14 protein-coding genes are annotated in these 15,650 nt (G+C 64.3%); 5 read left to right on the top strand and 9 right to left on the bottom strand.

The genetic code is table 11. The annotated features are described in order from the left end of the window. Positions 1 to 381, bottom strand: coding sequence for a DUF4345 family protein (locus QNI87_RS12400; protein WP_300596946.1), 381 nt, complete (start codon positions 379 to 381; stop codon positions 1 to 3). A gap of 304 nt (positions 382 to 685) precedes the next feature. Between QNI87_RS12400 and QNI87_RS12395 the strand changes: the two genes are divergently transcribed. Next, positions 686 to 2,485, top strand: coding sequence for a bifunctional phosphopantothenoylcysteine decarboxylase/phosphopantothenate synthase (locus QNI87_RS12395; RefSeq protein ID WP_300596944.1), 1,800 nt, complete (start codon positions 686 to 688; stop codon positions 2,483 to 2,485). 38 nt (positions 2,486 to 2,523) lie between these two features. Continuing rightward, positions 2,524 to 2,976 (top strand): dUTP diphosphatase, encoded by a 453-nt coding sequence (gene dut, locus QNI87_RS12390; protein WP_300596942.1) that lies wholly within the window; start codon positions 2,524 to 2,526, stop codon positions 2,974 to 2,976. A 7-nt stretch (positions 2,977 to 2,983) separates the two neighbouring features. Here the strand turns inward: dut and QNI87_RS12385 are convergent, their stop codons facing one another. From QNI87_RS12385 to secB, 5 genes are all read right to left on the bottom strand, one after another. After that, positions 2,984 to 3,427, bottom strand: coding sequence for an energy transducer TonB (locus tag QNI87_RS12385; protein WP_300596940.1), 444 nt, complete (start codon positions 3,425 to 3,427; stop codon positions 2,984 to 2,986). A 93-nt stretch (positions 3,428 to 3,520) separates the two neighbouring features. After that, a complete protein-coding gene (locus tag QNI87_RS12380) occupies positions 3,521 to 4,213 on the bottom strand; it encodes a DUF4136 domain-containing protein (RefSeq protein ID WP_300596938.1) in 693 nt (230 codons plus the stop codon). Between the two features lie 256 nt (positions 4,214 to 4,469). Further along, on the bottom strand, positions 4,470 to 5,489 hold the full coding sequence (trpS, locus tag QNI87_RS12375) for a tryptophan--tRNA ligase (RefSeq protein ID WP_300596936.1): 1,020 nt from the start codon (positions 5,487 to 5,489) through the stop codon (positions 4,470 to 4,472). 5 nt (positions 5,490 to 5,494) lie between these two features. Continuing rightward, on the bottom strand, positions 5,495 to 7,078 hold the full coding sequence (gene murJ / locus QNI87_RS12370) for a murein biosynthesis integral membrane protein MurJ (protein ID WP_300596933.1): 1,584 nt from the start codon (positions 7,076 to 7,078) through the stop codon (positions 5,495 to 5,497). Positions 7,079 to 7,132: 54 nt separating this feature from the next. Then, positions 7,133 to 7,663: a protein-export chaperone SecB gene (gene secB / locus QNI87_RS12365; RefSeq protein ID WP_300597520.1), complete on the bottom strand. Its 531-nt coding sequence runs from the start codon at positions 7,661 to 7,663 to the stop codon at positions 7,133 to 7,135. Positions 7,664 to 7,958: 295 nt separating this feature from the next. On the opposite strand from secB, the gene QNI87_RS12360 reads away from it, so the two are divergent. The 3 genes from QNI87_RS12360 (at position 7,959) to QNI87_RS12350 (ending at position 10,483) form a co-directional block, all read left to right on the top strand. Further along, positions 7,959 to 8,621 carry a Tim44/TimA family putative adaptor protein gene (locus QNI87_RS12360; RefSeq protein WP_300596930.1) on the top strand — a complete coding sequence of 221 codons (663 nt, stop codon included), beginning with the start codon at positions 7,959 to 7,961 and terminating at the stop codon, positions 8,619 to 8,621. A gap of 63 nt (positions 8,622 to 8,684) precedes the next feature. Next, on the top strand, positions 8,685 to 9,899 hold the full coding sequence (locus QNI87_RS12355) for a murein transglycosylase A (protein ID WP_300596928.1): 1,215 nt from the start codon (positions 8,685 to 8,687) through the stop codon (positions 9,897 to 9,899). Next, positions 9,899 to 10,483, top strand: a complete 585-nt coding sequence (locus tag QNI87_RS12350; RefSeq protein WP_300596926.1) for a Smr/MutS family protein — start codon at positions 9,899 to 9,901, stop codon at positions 10,481 to 10,483. The genes QNI87_RS12355 and QNI87_RS12350 overlap by 1 nt, the downstream gene beginning before the upstream one ends. Positions 10,484 to 10,574: 91 nt before the next feature. Here QNI87_RS12350 and QNI87_RS12345 read toward each other — a convergent pair whose 3' ends face one another. From QNI87_RS12345 to ahpF, 3 genes are all read right to left on the bottom strand, one after another. Then, positions 10,575 to 11,162 carry a GNAT family N-acetyltransferase gene (locus QNI87_RS12345; RefSeq protein WP_300596924.1) on the bottom strand — a complete coding sequence of 196 codons (588 nt, stop codon included), beginning with the start codon at positions 11,160 to 11,162 and terminating at the stop codon, positions 10,575 to 10,577. Positions 11,163 to 11,343: 181 nt separating this feature from the next. Further along, entirely contained in the window at positions 11,344 to 13,545 is a 2,202-nt protein-coding gene (gene katG / locus QNI87_RS12340) for a catalase/peroxidase HPI (protein ID WP_300596922.1), read from the bottom strand. A 433-nt stretch (positions 13,546 to 13,978) separates the two neighbouring features. Continuing rightward, on the bottom strand, positions 13,979 to 15,568 hold the full coding sequence (gene ahpF / locus QNI87_RS12335) for an alkyl hydroperoxide reductase subunit F (protein WP_300596920.1): 1,590 nt from the start codon (positions 15,566 to 15,568) through the stop codon (positions 13,979 to 13,981). Positions 15,569 to 15,650 lie beyond the last annotated feature (82 nt).

The following is a 15,650-nucleotide window of genomic DNA, read 5'->3' as shown; positions in this document are numbered from 1 at the left end:
TCAGGGCCGACTCGGCAGCGCCCGTGCGCCGAACAAGCACAGCACGACGGTGAACGCTTCGACGGCCATGGGTGGTTGCCAGCCTTCATAGGTGCCGTCGAGGACAAGGCTGAGACAGCGCGCACCGAAAACGATGCCCATCAAGGCTGCCGTGACATAGAACAGCTCTCCGCGCTGTTTCCACACGCCCAGCAGCAAGGCGCCGCCGGACACCCAGAAGAATGCCGTCATATCCCCACGTATCGTTGAAAGGCCGCCTGCTCCCTTGGCTTGAAGCCCGAAATCGCCGCCCATCGTGACCGGATCGATCAGGAACTGCGATCCGATGAAAAGGAACATTGCCCCCATAAGGCCCAGCGCAATCCGAATGGCGATGATCATTGGCGTTTCCCCTCTAGATAGAGGCGCAGAACTGGCGCGGTCGCCTGACGATGGCAAGTCGAACCCGCGCACGAGCTATGGCGAGAGAGCGGTCTAAGGCGAATTTTAACCATCCTCTTGCACAGAGTTCTGCGAGTTTTCGGAAACCGCGGGTTGCGCGCAAACCGGTTGGCCTTGAGGCTCGACATCGCTAGACCGGGCGAACACAGTGCAACGCCGTTTTGCCGGAACCTTGTCCGGTGATCCGAGGGAGTGAATTGACACCTATGCCGCGCCCGTCATCCCATCATGGGGGCCAAGTCTTGTGAGCACCGCACCGGTCGAAGTTGTGGCCCCCCGCGTTCTGCTTGTCGTCGGCGGCGGGATCGCCGCCTACAAGGCGTGCGAACTGGTGCGGCTTATCCGCAAGGGCGGGGGCGATGTGACCTGCGTTGTCACCAAGGGTGGGCAGCAATTCGTCACGCCCATGTCGCTCGCTGCGCTGAGCGAGAATCAGGTCTACACCACGCTGTGGGACCTCAAGAACGAGGCCGAGATGGGCCATATCCAGCTCAGCCGCGAAGCCGATCTGATCGTTGTCTGCCCCGCCACAGCGGACCTGATGGCGAAGATGGCGGCGGGCATTGCCGACGACCTTGCGACGACCTTGATCCTGGCGACGGACAAGCCGGTAATGGCGATTCCGGCGATGAACGTGCGGATGTGGGAACACGAATCCACGCAGCGCAATATCGAGGCGCTCAAGACGGCGGGCGTGGAAGTGCTGCACCCGGACGAAGGCCCGATGGCGTGCGGTGAGTTTGGCTATGGACGCCTTCCCGAACCCGGCGCGATCTGGCGTGCGATCGCCGGACATTTCGGTCTTGAGGTGGCGGAGGAAACCCCCGCGCCAGCGGCCGCCAACGATTCGGCCGCGACCGTGGCCCCGGTGGAGGCGGTCGAGCCGGTCGAGGCGCTGGAGCCCGACGATAACGACTCAGCGCTTAGCGGAGGGCTGGGTGGTCTTCTCTCCAGGATCATCCCCCGCTCGACGGCCAAACGCAGCCATGAAGAGATCGAAACCGAGTACGAGGAGCTCGAGATACCGGAGGGCTTTGATCCGGACGAACCGCTGCCCGAACTGCCCGGCGACGAAATCCCCGAGTTCGATCCTGAAGGCGCAGGGCCCTTGCTCGCAAAGAAAGGGTCCGCCGCGTCCGCGCCGCCGATCGATCCCGAGGCGCTGAACCACGAGGTCAACGATCGCCAGTCGCCGCCCGAGGATATCTCGGAGCCTGAGCCGGAACCTGTGGACGAGACCGCTGAAGCGCCGGATGCGGATGCCGAAGCGCCTGCGGAGCCCAAGAAAGGCAAGAAGGCAAAAGCGGCGCCGGTCGAGCTCGAGCCTGTCGAGGACGCGGCGAGCGATGCGTTGGGCGGCGAGGCGTTCGAGGTCGATGCCGACTACACGCCTCTTAGCGGCAAGCATGTCGTGGTGACGGCGGGGCCGACCTGGGAGGCGATCGATCCGGTGCGCTACATCGCCAACCGCTCCAGCGGGAAGCAGGGCTTTGCGATTGCGGCGGCGGCGGCAGCCCTTGGCGCGCAGGTCACGTTGATCGCCGGACCCGTCGCGCTCAAGACCCCCAAGGGCGTGGACCGCATCGATGTCGAGAGCGCGGCCGAGATGAACCAGGCGGTGCGCCAGGCCCTGCCAGCCGACGCGGCGGTGATGGTCGCCGCAGTCGCGGATTGGCGACCGCGCCAATATGTCGGCGAGAAGATCAAGAAGCGCGGGTCAGCGCCGCCCGCCCTGATGCTCACCGAAAACCCCGATATCCTCACCAATCTGGCGGCGAGCGAAAAGCGGCCCGAATTGGTGATCGGCTTTGCGGCGGAGACCGAGGACGTGATCGGCAACGCCAAGTCCAAGCGCAAGCGCAAGGCGGCGGACTGGATCATTGCCAACGATGTGTCGGGCGACGTCATGGGCGGAGACGACAACGAGGTCCACATCGTCAGCACCGATGGCGTGGAAAGCCTCGACAAGATGCCCAAGCACGAAGTGGCGATGGCGCTGGCCCGCCGCATCGCGGAGACGCTGACGGCGGAGGCCGCTGAGTGAACCGCGCTCATCTAGCCGAAGGCGGTAGCGCAGAAAAAATGCCGGTGAAGGTCGAGGTCAAGCGCCTCGGACATGGCACCGACCTCCCGCTTCCCGCCTACGCCACTGACGGCGCTGCGGGGATGGATGTGGTCAGCGTCGAAGATGTGACGCTGGAACCGGGGGCGCGGCACGCTGTTGCAACTGGCCTTTCGATGGCTATCCCCCGCGGATACGAAATCCAGGTCCGCCCGCGTTCTGGTCTGGCGTTCAAACATGGAATCACGGTGCCCAACACCCCCGGCACGATCGACAGCGATTATCGCGGCGAGCTTAAAGTCCTCCTGATCAATCACGGGCGCGAGCCGTTTGTCATCGCGCGCGGAGACCGCATCGCGCAACTCGTGCTGGCGCCGGTGGTGCAGGCGGCTTGGGACGAAGTCGAAGAGCTTGACGCCACAGCGCGCGGCGCGGGCGGGTTCGGTTCGACGGGCGGGGCTGCAGGCCTTTAGCTCGGCCTCAGTCTGGCCCCGCGTCCGCTGGGGCGTTTGGCAGGGTGCCGTGGCGTCCCGTCCATGTCACGGCTGAGGCGTACCGTCCCTTGATCGGCTGGCCCTTGCCGTTGGTGGCCGGCTTGAAGCGTGCGCCGCGCAGCAGCAGGGCGCAGGTTTCGACATCCAGCGCTCGGTCTCCGCTGGTTCGCGTGACGGCGCAATCGGTCGCGCGCCCTTCGGCGTTGACGAGCAAGGTGTACCCCACAAAGCCGACAAAGCAGCGCTCGCCCCGGCATGCGCGGGCCTCGATCACCGATGGGGCGATCCAGTTTTTCTGATCAATGGGTTCGGGTTTCCCGTTGATGCGCTCCTCTTGCGGCGGCGGGTCGGGAGCGGCAGCATGCGTCGCGGCGGTCTCTTGCGACACGGGAACAAAGGCAGTGTGAGCCATCAAGAGCAAACGGAGCATCTCTCAACTCCTCAAGCAAAAAGGCGGCGCTGATCCCTTGCGCCGCCTCTCCGTCCCATCCAAGGGTGTGTTTGCTGATGCGAGTGTATACTATCAGTCCTCGCGGCGCACCTTCTTTTCATCGTTCTTGATCGTGATGCGCAGGGTCTCTCCGGAGTTTCCGGGGAAATCGGTGAACAGCGCGTCGACCAGATTGGGCACGATGGTCTGCAGGCGGTTGGAGCGTGAAACGCTTTCCGCGCGGCCTTCAAACAAGCGATCACCCGTCGCAGCGTTGTCGATCTTCACGTCGATGTCGCCGGTGTAGATCGTATAGCTGCGCACATTGGGTCCAGCGAGCCACGGGTCGTAGAACCCGAAAGCCCAGGGGTTGCGAAAGGCGGCGCCACCAAATCCGCCAAAGCGACCGAATCCGGCCCCGCCAAAGCCGCCGCCGGTCGTGCGCACGCGCTCGCGTCCGTTATCCACGCCATAGTCGAAGCGCACCAGCAAGTCCGCGGTGTCGGGCGAGGCGGCGCGGACGTAGCCGATCTCGGTCAATTCGGCAGCGACCGTGTCGGCGTAAGCGGCAAATTCGAGACCACCGGCCAGTTTCGGATCCTCCGGTACCACGGCAAAGGATTGACCTTGCGGTGCGGGAAGCTGAGCGGCGAAACGCGACACATCGGCCTTAAATGGCGTGGCGCATGCAGAAAGGCCCAACGCAGCGGCGGCGATCAGCGCGGTTGAGAAAACGCGGCCCTTGCGAGAGCGGTTATCGGATAGCTCGGTGTGAAGACGGTTCATCAGTAAGTCCCTTTGCAATACCCATATCATGTGGACCCGAACCGGGTCTGTCCAGTGACGATTGCGCCGCCTCCTACGCTGTGGGTTGCAATTGCTCGGCTCAAAGCGTGTTTGGAGCCGGGTTATTATAAAACGCCCACCACTCGGACAAACTGTCACCAATACGCAAAGTGATTAGCAAACAGGGCTGAACGGAGTTTGAACGCTCGGCAAGAACGGCCCGTCGACACCTTTGCCCGGCGAGCGGCGGCGCGCCTCAACCTCGGACCAGGCCGAGCGCTTCATAGGCCGCCGCGAGCGTTGGCGTGCCGCGCTCGCGCGCCTTCGCTGCGCCGCGGGCGAGAATGGCGTCGAGCGTTTCGCGGTCCTCCTTCAGCGCGCGGAAACGCTCCGAAATGGGCGCCAGGGTCTCGACCAGCGCTTCGCCAAGCTTGGGCTTGAACGCGCCGAAACCCTGACCCCCATTTTCGCTGAGCACGCGCTCAACGCTTTGACCGGTCAACGCGCCATAGATGCTGACCAGGTTCAGGGCCTCGGGCCTGGCGTTCAGCCCGGCTTCTTCGCTCGGCAGAGGCTCGGGATCGGTCTTGGCCTTCTTGATCTTCTTCATGATCGCGTCCGCATCGTCCTGAAGGTTGATCCGGCTCATGTCGCTCGGGTCCGACTTGCTCATCTTGGCCGAGCCATCGCGCAGGGACATGATCCGCGCAGCTTCCGGCGGGATGATCGGCTCGGGCAGGGTGAAGAGCGGTGCGTCTTCGGGGCAGAAATCGTTGTTGAACTTCTGCGCGATGTCGCGCGCGAGTTCGAGGTGCTGCTTCTGGTCCTCGCCCACCGGCACATGGGTTGCCTGGTAAAGCAGAACATCGGCGGCCTGGAGCACGGGATAGGTGAAGAGCGCGATCGACTGCCCTTCGCGGTTCTTGCCCGCCTTGTCCTTCCACTGCGTCATGCGATTGAGCCAGCCCATGCGCGCGGTGCCGCTGAGCAGCCATTGCATTTCGGGATGCGCGGGAACCTGTGCCTGGTTGAACAGGATTGCCTTGTTCGGATCGAGCCCGCACGCAACCAGCGTGGCGACCAATTCGAGCGTCGAGGCGTGGAGTTCAGCCGGATCGTGCGGCAGCGAAAGGGCGTGCAGATCGGCGATGAAGATAAGGCATTCGCCGCCCGCCGCCTGCGCGTCATCCTGAAGCTTCACGTAATTGCGGATGGCGCCCAGGTAATTGCCGAGATGCGGCTTGCCCGTGGGCTGGATTCCGGAGACGACGCGCATGGTTGTTAGCTTGCTTTCCTTGTAAGAGTGGCGATCCGCTGCCGGTCGATGGCGCCGGTCGCGAAGGCGAGGCCGAAATAGACGCTAGCCGCCGCCGCGACCAGCGCAAGCAACGCAGCGAGCCGTGCGAACGGCCCGGCTGAATACCACCCGGTTAACAGGTCGCTCGTGTAGAACAAGGCCGCGCCCATCGCGGCGGCGGCAACGCCTTGACGCGCGATGCGCAGCAACAGGACGCCGGGGATGAGGTAGTGACCGCGTGTCGCCAGCACGACAAGCAGAAAGCCGACATTGATCCACGCCCCGATCACGCTTGCAAAAGCGACGCCCACCACGCCGTGGCGTTCGAGGAAGGCGATGTTGAAGGTGATAAAGACCGCCAGGGAAATGAAGGCTGCGACCACCGGTGTCTTGGTATCCGCGCGCGCGTAGAAATTGGGGACCAGAACTTTCACCAGGACGTAAGCGGGCAAGCCGAGGACGAGCGCCGCCAGCACCGATCCGGTCGCGCCCGCATCGGCCATATCGAAGCGGCCACCCTGAAAGATCATGATGACAAAAGGCTCCGCGCAGATCGCCAGCGCGACCGCTGCGGGAATGGTGAGCAACATGGCAAGCTCGATCGCATCCGACTGAATCCGGTCGGCGCCCTGCTTATCCTTGCCGCCCACGAACCTGGAAAGCGTGGGCAGGATGGCGGTGGAAAGCGCGATGCCGATGATCCCGAGCGGCAACTGGTTCAGGCGGTCGGCGTAATTCATGTAGCTGACCGAACCGTCCTCGAGCTGGTTGAGAAAGTAGAGCTGGACCAATGTGTTGATCTGGTATGCGCCCCCGCCAATGGCTGCGGGAAGCGCGATGATCGAGAGGCGCTTGACCTCCGGCGTGATGCGCGGCCACAGCAATCTGGGACGAAAGCCCTCGACGCGCGTCCAGTAATACAGCCAGGCGAACTGCATCACCCCAGCACCGGTTACGGCCCAGGCGATGCCGTAGGCTACCTGTTCCACGCTCGCCCCGGTGTTCGCGGCGAACCATTCTCCCGTCAGCAGCGCGGCAATGAGCACGAGGTTGAGAATGATCGGAAAGCTGGCTCCCGGCGCAAAGCGCGAGACGCTGTTCAGCATCCCGGTGAACAAGGTCACCAGGCTGACGAGGATGATGTAGGGAAACATGATCCGCGCGAAATCGACCGCGAGCGGGTAGGTGTCCGGGTCGACCGGCTTTTCCGAGAGCACCCAGATGACGCCGGGCATGGCGATCTCGAACACCGCAACAAGCGCAATAAGGACCGGCAGGAAGACGCTCAGCACATCGGCGCTAAAGCTCTTGGCATCCTCCAGCCCCTTGTCCGGATCGTCCTCGTGCCCGTGCAATCGCTTGGAGAACATCGGCACGAACGCCGCCGAAAACGCCCCTTCGGCAAACAGGCGGCGAAAGACGTTGGGGATGATGAACGCCTGAAACCAGGCGTCGGTCACTGCGTTGGCGCCCAGAACGCGCGAGAAGATCATCTCGCGCGCCATTCCAGCTATCCGGCTGACGAGCGTCAGCGACCCGATGGTTCCGACATTCTTGAGGAGGCTCATCGCGTCACCGCTTCGCGCGCCGAAAGGGGCGCTGCGTTTCCCTCGGCCAAGCCCTCAATTCTGCGGCTTGGGCATCTCGCCTTCGCCAAGACCCTGTTCCGCGCGGCGCTGCGAAAGCTGCTGCGCGTAGAGGCGATTGAAGTCGATCGGATCGACCAGAAGCGGCGGGAAGCCCGCGTCGCGCACAGCGTCGGCGATGACCCGGCGCGCAAAGGGAAAGAGAATGCGCGGCGCTTCGGCGTAGAGAAAGGCGTGCGCCTGATCCTCGGGGATATTGCGGATCCCGACGAGCCCGCAATAGTCGAGCTCGACCATGTAATACGGCCCCTTCTCTCCCGTCGCGGCGATCTTGATCTTGAGCGTGACTTCATGGACTTCCTCGCCCACCGGATCGGCCCCGATGTTGAACTGCACGTCCACCTTGGGTTGATCGGTCCACTGGAAAACATCCGGTGAATTCGGGTTCTCGACCGAGAGATCCTTTACGTATTGCGTGATGATCGCGGCGGCGGGCTGGGTGTCGGCGCCGTTCGCGCCTGCGCCGGGGTTGTCGAGATTGGTGAGAACGTCGCCTTCGTCGGCCATGGTGATCACTTCTTTTTGCCAGTATCGGGGTGTCGTCGGTTGAAAAGCGCGCATGGGTCATGCGTCTTTGAACAACGTGCGCCGCGCCTAGCAGGCGATGGTGGGCCGGGCAACACGCTAGCCGCCTTGGCTGGGCGACCGCCCGGCGCAAAGTTGTGACTCAAATACCGCCACGACCTAGAGAAAGCGACGGATAGTTTGTTGTCGAATTGTATTTGAACCCTATGTTAGGCATGTAACGAGCATGATGGCGTAGGGAGCGGCGCCGTGCTGAACCAATGACCGGGTAATTGATGTGATCACAGAAATTGTAATCCTTGCCATGATCGCCGCTTTTCTGGGCCTTCGTCTGTATTCCGTGCTGGGTCGCCGGGCCGAGCACGAAGAAGAATCGGTGCCGCAGCGCTTCGAAGGGCCCGATGATCAATCCGTCCCCGCGCCGGGCCAGCCGCAGTCGACCGCACCCGCCGTCGCCGCGCGGCCTGCGCAGCTTGAAGGCGTGATGCCCGCGGTCGAACGCGGCGTGCGCGAAATTGCCTCGGCTGATAACCGCTTTGACCTGACCGCCTTCCTGGAAGGCGCGCGCGGCGCTTACGAGATGGTGCTCGAAGCGTTCTGGAACGGGGATCGCGACACCTTGCGCGAGCTGTGCGACGACGATGTGTACGAAGGCTTTGTCGCGGCGATTGAGGCGCGCGAAGAAGCTGGCGAGACCTTGGACAACACGCTCATCCGGGTCGAGGATACGCGGGTGCACTCCGCCTCGCTCGACGATCGCACCGCGCGCATTTCGGTGCTTTTCGTTGCCGATATTGCCGCGGTCACGCGCGACAAAGAGGGCAATGTGATCGCCGGATCGCTCGACGATGCGATCGAAAGCCGCGATGTGTGGACCTTCTCGCGCAACATCGCCTCGAAGGATCCCAACTGGGTTCTCGACGAGACCGACGAGGGCTGACCCCATACAGACGTGTGCGGGCTACGCCTGACGCGCGATATCGGATCAAAGGAGCATTCAGGCATGCGCGAGCGGCGGGCCCCTGGTAAGCGGTGGCCCGTCGGCGCCGCCCCGCTTGCGACGGTAACGCTCGTGGCCGCCTGCGTGGGGCCCGGCGATCGTCCCCCCGCTTCTGTTTCCGCTCCCGACGTGCCCTCTGCCGGGCTCGCCGGGCCCGCCATCCTCGCGGGCGTGACAAGCGGGTCGAACCTGTCCGATTTGCCGCTCAGCCGTTCGCGCGACGCGCTGGCGGCGTTTTCGGCCTCGTGCCCGCAATTGCTCGCCCGCACGGATCAGAGCGGCCTGACCGCCCCGGCCGATTGGCGCCCGGCCTGCCGCGCCGCCGACAGCTGGCCGGGGGCCCAGGCGCAGCGTTTTTTCGAGACCTATTTCGAACCCGTCACGATCGGCGATGGCAAGGCTTTCGCCACCGGGTATTTCGTACCCGAGATCGAGGGATCGCGTGAGCCGCGCGAAGGATACGTCCCGGTTTACGGGCTTCCCGAGGATCTTGAACGCGGCTGGCCAGAGGATGTACCCGCCTCGGAGCGAACGGGCCGAGCCCCGCTTGCCCGCCGACTTTCCGATGGCTCCTACGTTCCCTATTTCGACCGCGCCGCCATTGAGCAGGGCGCGCTGGATGGGCGCGCGCCGGTGCTGGCCTGGGTGGCGGACCCGGTCGAATTCTTCTTCCTTCAGATCCAGGGCTCCGGGCGCATTCGCACGCCCGAAGGCGAGGTCATCAATATCGGCTATGCGGGCCAGAACGGGCGCGGCTACACCAGCGTTGGCAAGCTCATGCGCGAGCGCGGGCTTCTGGGCGATGGGCCGGGGCAGTATCCCGGCTCGATGCAGGGCATCATGGCCTATATGCGAGAGAACCCCGAGCAAGGCCGGGCGCTGATGCGCGAGAACGAGAGCTGGATCTTCTTCCGCGAACTGGATGGCGGGGCGGTTGGCGCGATGGGCGTTCCGGTGACGGGCGTCACCTCCCTGGCAGTCGATCCGCTTTATGTGCCGCTCGGCGCGCCGGTCTGGCTCGATCTGGATCGCGACGAGGCGGACGGGCTGTGGATCGCGCAGGACACTGGCGGCGCGATCAAGGGGGTCAACCGGTTCGATACCTTCTGGGGCGCGGGCCGGGAAGCGCGGGCGATTGCCGGTGGGATGAGCGGACGCGGGACAGCCCAGGTGCTGCTTCCAAAAGAAGCCGCCGGGCGGCTTACAACCGCAAAGTGATGAGCGTTCCGCGCGGTCTGAGCGCCGAGGAGCGGGCGGCCTGGGCGCGCCTCGCTGAAAGCGTCACGCCCCTCGCCGGACGGACACGGCCCGTGGCCACGCCCAAGCCGCACGATACCCAGCCCGCAAAACCCAAACCGGTCGGCACTGCGCGCCCGCAGCGCGTGAAGCCCGCGCCGCCCGCCCGCGTGGCGGCGCCCTCGCGCCCCACCTCGCCCAAGCGCCTGAACGAAGCGCAGGCGGGTCTCGATTCGCATTGGGAAAGACGGTTCAAGGGCGGCCGGGTCGAGCCCGACCTGACGCTCGATCTGCACGGCCACACGCTCGGCGCGGCCTACACGCGTATCTCCGCCGGGCTCGATCAGGCGCGAGCGATGGGCGCGCGCGTGGTTCTGGTGATCGCCGGGCGCGAGCGACCCGTCGATCCCGCCGACCGCGCCAGCGCGCGCGGAGCGATCCGCGCCAAACTGCTCGATTGGCTCGCCGCCGGTCCGCACGCCGACGCGATTGCCGCCGTACGCAAAGCGCACCGCAGCCACGGCGGCGACGGCGCGCTCTATCTCATCCTCAAGCGGAAACGCTAAGCCCAACGCTGGCCGGAAGGGTTGGGGCCACCGGTAAGCCGCGCGCCGATCAGCGAATTGAATGAGGCTGGCTGGACCGAGCGCCGCAGGTCTACGTGCGCGCGGCGCGATACATCGGCGTCATGACCGGCGAGCTGCCATGCTGGATTTCGCCCATCGCCTCAAAGCCGTGGCGTTCATAGAGCGAGATGTTTCGCGGGTTCGACGATTCCAGATAGGCGGGCATGCCGGCTTGATCGACGACGCCGAGCGCGTGCTTCATCAGCGCCGCCCCAAGACCCATGCCCGTGGCGAAGGGATCGGCCGCGATCATCGGGAGATACCAGCATGGCTCTACGGGATGGAAATCGTCCATCTGCGCCATGAACGCGCCGATCTCTTCCATGCGTTCGGGCGCAACGCTTTGCGCGGCGAGGAGCGTCATGCGCTCGGCCTCGGGCTCGACACCGGGCGGCAACCACATTGCAGCGGCGCGCTGGCAACCGGTTTCGTAGACGCTGCCATGCGCAAAGCCGTTGCCACCAAAGGCGTCGACGAATTGCGGCTGGATCTCGAAATAGGTCGCCGGATCGGGCCAGACCCAGCGCGCGACCGGATCGCTCGCAAACCCGAGCGTGATCGTTCGCGCGATCGCTTCGCGTCGGCTTTCGCTGGCCGGTCCAACCATTACGGTTTGCATGCGATTCTCCCGACCCAGCCGATGATCCGGTGGCGATAGCGCCGCGAGTGGGGAACGGCCAGCGCATACCACCACGATCGAAAAGACCCCCGGTTCGCTCTTTCCAGGGGGAGAGCGCGCCGGGGGCCAATTGCGACCCTGACCTTGAGGGGGAACCGGTCAGGGCGGGGGGTGCTTGGTGTTACGTGTGATACTTCGAATAGGTTACATCGAAGCGATCCGCGTTCATCACCTTGTCCCACGCGCTGATGAAGTCGTAGACGAATTTGCCCTCATTGCCCGCCTCGGCGTAGACCTCGGCCTGAGCGCGCAGCTGTGAGTTGCTGCCGAAGATCAGGTCCGCGCGCGTCGCGCGATACTTCTCTGCGCCGGTTTCCCGGTCGGTGCCGACATATTCTTCATCGCCCGAGCCATCGACCGGGGTCCATTTGGTGGACATGTCGAGGAGGTTGACGAAGAAGTCCGGGGTGAGCGTTCCCACGCGATCGGTGAAGACGCCGTGCGCGGTGTTTCCGGAATTGGCTCCGAGCGCACGCATCCCGCCTACCAGGACAGTGAGTTCGGGGATCGACAGGCCCAGAAGGTGTGCCTTGTCGACCAGCATTTCCTCTGTGCGAACGTTCGCCTTGGTCTTGAGGTAGTTGCGGAAACCATCGGCAAACGGCTCGAGCGGTTCGAAGCTTTCAGAGTCGGTGTGCTCGTCGGTGCAATCACCCCGGCCGCCTAGGAAAGGAACCTCGACGTCGTGGCCAGCGTCGCGCGCCGCTTTCTCGACCGCCGCCGTCCCGGCAAGCACAATCGCATCGGCCATCGACAGGTCGCCGCGGTGCTGCTCGATCACGCCGAGCACTTTCGAAAGCTCCTCAGGGTCGTTCGCCGCCCAGTCCTTCTGCGGGGCCTGCGTGACCCGCGCCCCGTTCGCGCCGCCGCGATGATCCGAGTTGCGATAGGTCGAGGCCGAAGCCCAGGCCGCCTTGACGAGTTCGCTGACGCTAAGGCCGCTGCCCAGGATCGCGTCCTTGAACCGGGCGACTTCCGCTTCCGAAGGCGCGCTTCCCGCGGGAACCGGATCCTGCCAGATAAGGTCCTCTTCGGGAACTTCCGGGCCGAGATAGCGCACCTTGGAACCCATGTCGCGATGGCACAGCTTGAACCAGGCGCGGGCGAACGCGTCGTCGAGCTGTTCGGGATGCTCCAGGAAGCGCTCGGAGATCTTGCGGTAGTCCGGGTCCATCTTGAGCGCCATGTCGGCGGTCGTCATGATGGTCGGCACCTTGACGTTCGGATCGCGCGCGTCGGGCGCCAGGTCTTCGGGATCGGGATTGATCGGGGTCCATTGGAGCGCGCCCGCCGGGCTCTTCACCAGCTCGTATTCGTACTTGAACAGCAGACGAAAATAGTCGTGGCTCCATGAGATCGGATTGTTCGACCATGACCCTTCGATCCCTGAGGTCGTGATGTGCCCCTTGGCGATCTCGTCTTCATCGATCAGCCAGCCAAATCCCTGCTGGTGCAGGTCTTCGCTTTCCGGAGCGCCGGCGAACGTATCGGCGGGCTGCGCGCCGTGCGCCTTGCCGAAAGCGTGGCCACCGGCGGTGAGCGCGACGGTCTCCTCATCGTTCATCGCCATGCGGGCGAAGGTTTCGCGCATGTCGCGCGCGCTTTCGAGCGGATCGGGATTGCCGCCAGGGCCTTCCGGATTGACGTATATGAGGCCCATCTGGATCGCCGCGAGAGGGTTTTCGAGGCTGGCGCCGTCATCGGGGCGAATGCGGGTGGCCGAACCTTCGTTCACCCATTCCTCTTCGGTGCCCCAATAGACCGATTCAGGCTCATAGACGTCGGCGCGGCCCCCGCCGAAGCCGAACACCGGCCCGCCCATGCTTTCGATCGCCACATTTCCGGCAAGGATGAACAGGTCGGCCCAGCTGATGGCCTTGCCGTATTTCTGCTTGATCGGCCACAACAGGCGGCGCGCCTTGTCGAGGTTGCCGTTATCGGGCCACGAGTTGAGCGGGGCGAAACGCTGCTGGCCCGAACCCGCGCCGCCGCGGCCATCGCCGGTGCGATAGGTGCCTGCGGCGTGCCAGGCCATGCGGATGAAGAACGGGCCGTAATGGCCGTAATCCGCCGGCCACCAGCTCTTGCTGTCGGTCATCAGCGCGGTGAGATCGGCCTTTAGCGCGGTGTAATCGATCGTGTTGAAGGCCTCGGCGTAATCGAAGTCCTCGCCATAGGGGTTGGCGCTCCTGCCTTCCTGGGTGAGGATATCGAGCTGGGTCGCCTCGGGCCACCAGTCGCGGTTGGTGCGGCCCAGAAGGCTGCGCATTCCGCCATCGGCGTGGAAGGGGCAGCCGCTCATATCTCCGGTCTTCACGTCCATTGTTCACTCTCCCATGATTGCGCGCGGGGCCTGCGGGGACTCGGCCACGTACGGTGCTGATGGAGAGAGGATGATGGAAGGCCGCTGAATCGTCCAAGTGAATAAAGCGCGCTGTTTGATCGAGAAATCCGATTGAAACACGTCTGACTTATTGATGCAGTGCAGCATAAAGCCTGCTTTCGTCATGCTGAACTCGTTTGGCCTTTGGCCAGCTTCGCTTCCAGCATCCTTCGCCCGCGCTGGCTCCGCCTCCCAAGGATGCAGCGCAAGTACCGGTGATGGACCCTGAAACAAGTTCAGGGTGACGAGTTTTTCAAAAGTTCGAAACGGGCCAAAGGCCCGCAGGGCCGACTGGCCGCCCGCAGGCTCCCCGCAGCGAAGCGGAGGGAACAGCGCCGAGGACACTCGCCCGGACGGGCAAGCGAAAAGCGGATCACGCCGCCTGCGCGATGTCCTCGACCGGCTCGTTGCGGATGAGGTAGTCGAAGGCGCCGAGGCCGGCCTTGGCGCCTTCGCCCATGGCGACCACGATCTGTTTGTGCGGGACCACGGTGGCGTCGCCTGCGGCGTAGATGCCGGGCAGGTTGGTTGCGCCGTGATCATCGACCACGATTTCGCCGAATTTCGACAGTTCGAGGCCGGTGTCGGCGAGCCATTCGGTGTTGGGCACCAGACCGATCTGTACGAACACGCCCTCCAATTCGATCGCCCGCTCTGCGCCGCTCTCGCGGTCTTGCAGGCGCAGGCCATTGCAGCGCTTGCCATCGCCGGTGATTTCGGTCGTCTGACCGTTCAAGACGATATCGACATTGGGCAGCGAGCGCAGCTTGCGTTGCAGCACTTCGTCGGCGCGCAAGCTCTTGTCGAATTCGATCAGCGTGACGTGGCCGACAATCTTGGCGAGGTCGATCGCCGCCTCGACGCCCGAATTGCCCCCGCCGATCACCGCAATGCGCTTGCCCTTGAACAGCGGGCCATCGCAGTGCGGACAGTAGGCGACGCCCTTGTTGCGGTATTCCGCTTCGCCGGGCACGCCGAGAGCGCGCCAGCGCGCGCCGGTCGAGAGGATCAGCGAGCGGGCCTTGAGAACCGCGCCATTCGCCATCACCACTTCGTGCATGCCGCCCACCTGCTGCGCGGGGCGCAGCTCGGTCGCGCGGGCAAGATCCATCAGGTCGATCGCGTTGTCATCGACCTGACCTTTGAGATTGTCGGTCAGCTTGGGCCCCTCGGTGTAGGCCGTGCCGGGCAGATTCTCGATCCCCAGCGTGTCCATCAGCTGTCCGCCAAAGCGCTCTGCCGCGATGCCTGTGCGAAAGCCTTTGCGCGCGGTGTAGACGCCCGCAGCAACGCCAGCCGGGCCACCGCCAATGATGAGCACTTCGAACGGGTCCTTGGCGTTGAGTTTCTCCGCTGCCTTTTCGTCGGCGCCGCTATCCAGCTTGGAGAGGATCTCGGCGAGCTCCATCTTGCCGTTGTAAAAGCTTGTCCCGTTAAGGAAGGTCGCCGGCACTGCGAGAATGTCACGGCGCTCGACTTCCTCCTGGAACATGCCGCCCTCAATCAGGGTCGCGGTTACGCGCGGGTTTTCGAGCGCCATCAGGGTGAGCGCCTGCACCACGTCCGGGCAATTGTGGCACGAGAGCGAGAAGAACATCTCGAACTCGAAATCGCCTTCCAGCGCCCGCGCCTGTTCGATCAGGTCCGCGTCAACCTTGGGCGGGTGTCCGCCGGCCCATAGCAGCGCGAGCACCAGAGAGGTGAATTCGTGACCCATTGGAAGTCCGGCGAAGCGCACCCAGCGTTGCGGATCGTTGGCGCGGCGGATGATGAAGCTCGGCTTGCGCTCGTTATCGCCGGAAAAACTGGCGCTCACATCGTCGTGAAGCTCGGCAATCTCGCTCAGCAATTCGCGCGTCTGCGCGCTTTTTTCGCTGTCATCGAGCGAGGCCACCAGCTCGATCGGCTCGCGCAGGTTGGCGAGGTACTGCTTGAGCTGGCCTTGCATGTTTGCGTCGAGCATGAGTGGTTCCTCCGGTGTTATTCAAGGACTTCAAGATGAGAACGCCGCCCGCCTCGCTGGAGGGGGCGGCGCCTCGTTTGTG

This window comes from Erythrobacter sp. (assembly GCF_030066995.1).
Lineage (GTDB): Bacteria > Pseudomonadota > Alphaproteobacteria > Sphingomonadales > Sphingomonadaceae > Erythrobacter.
Note: the sequence above shows the minus strand (reverse complement) of the source record. Positions and strands in the feature narration are given on the sequence as shown.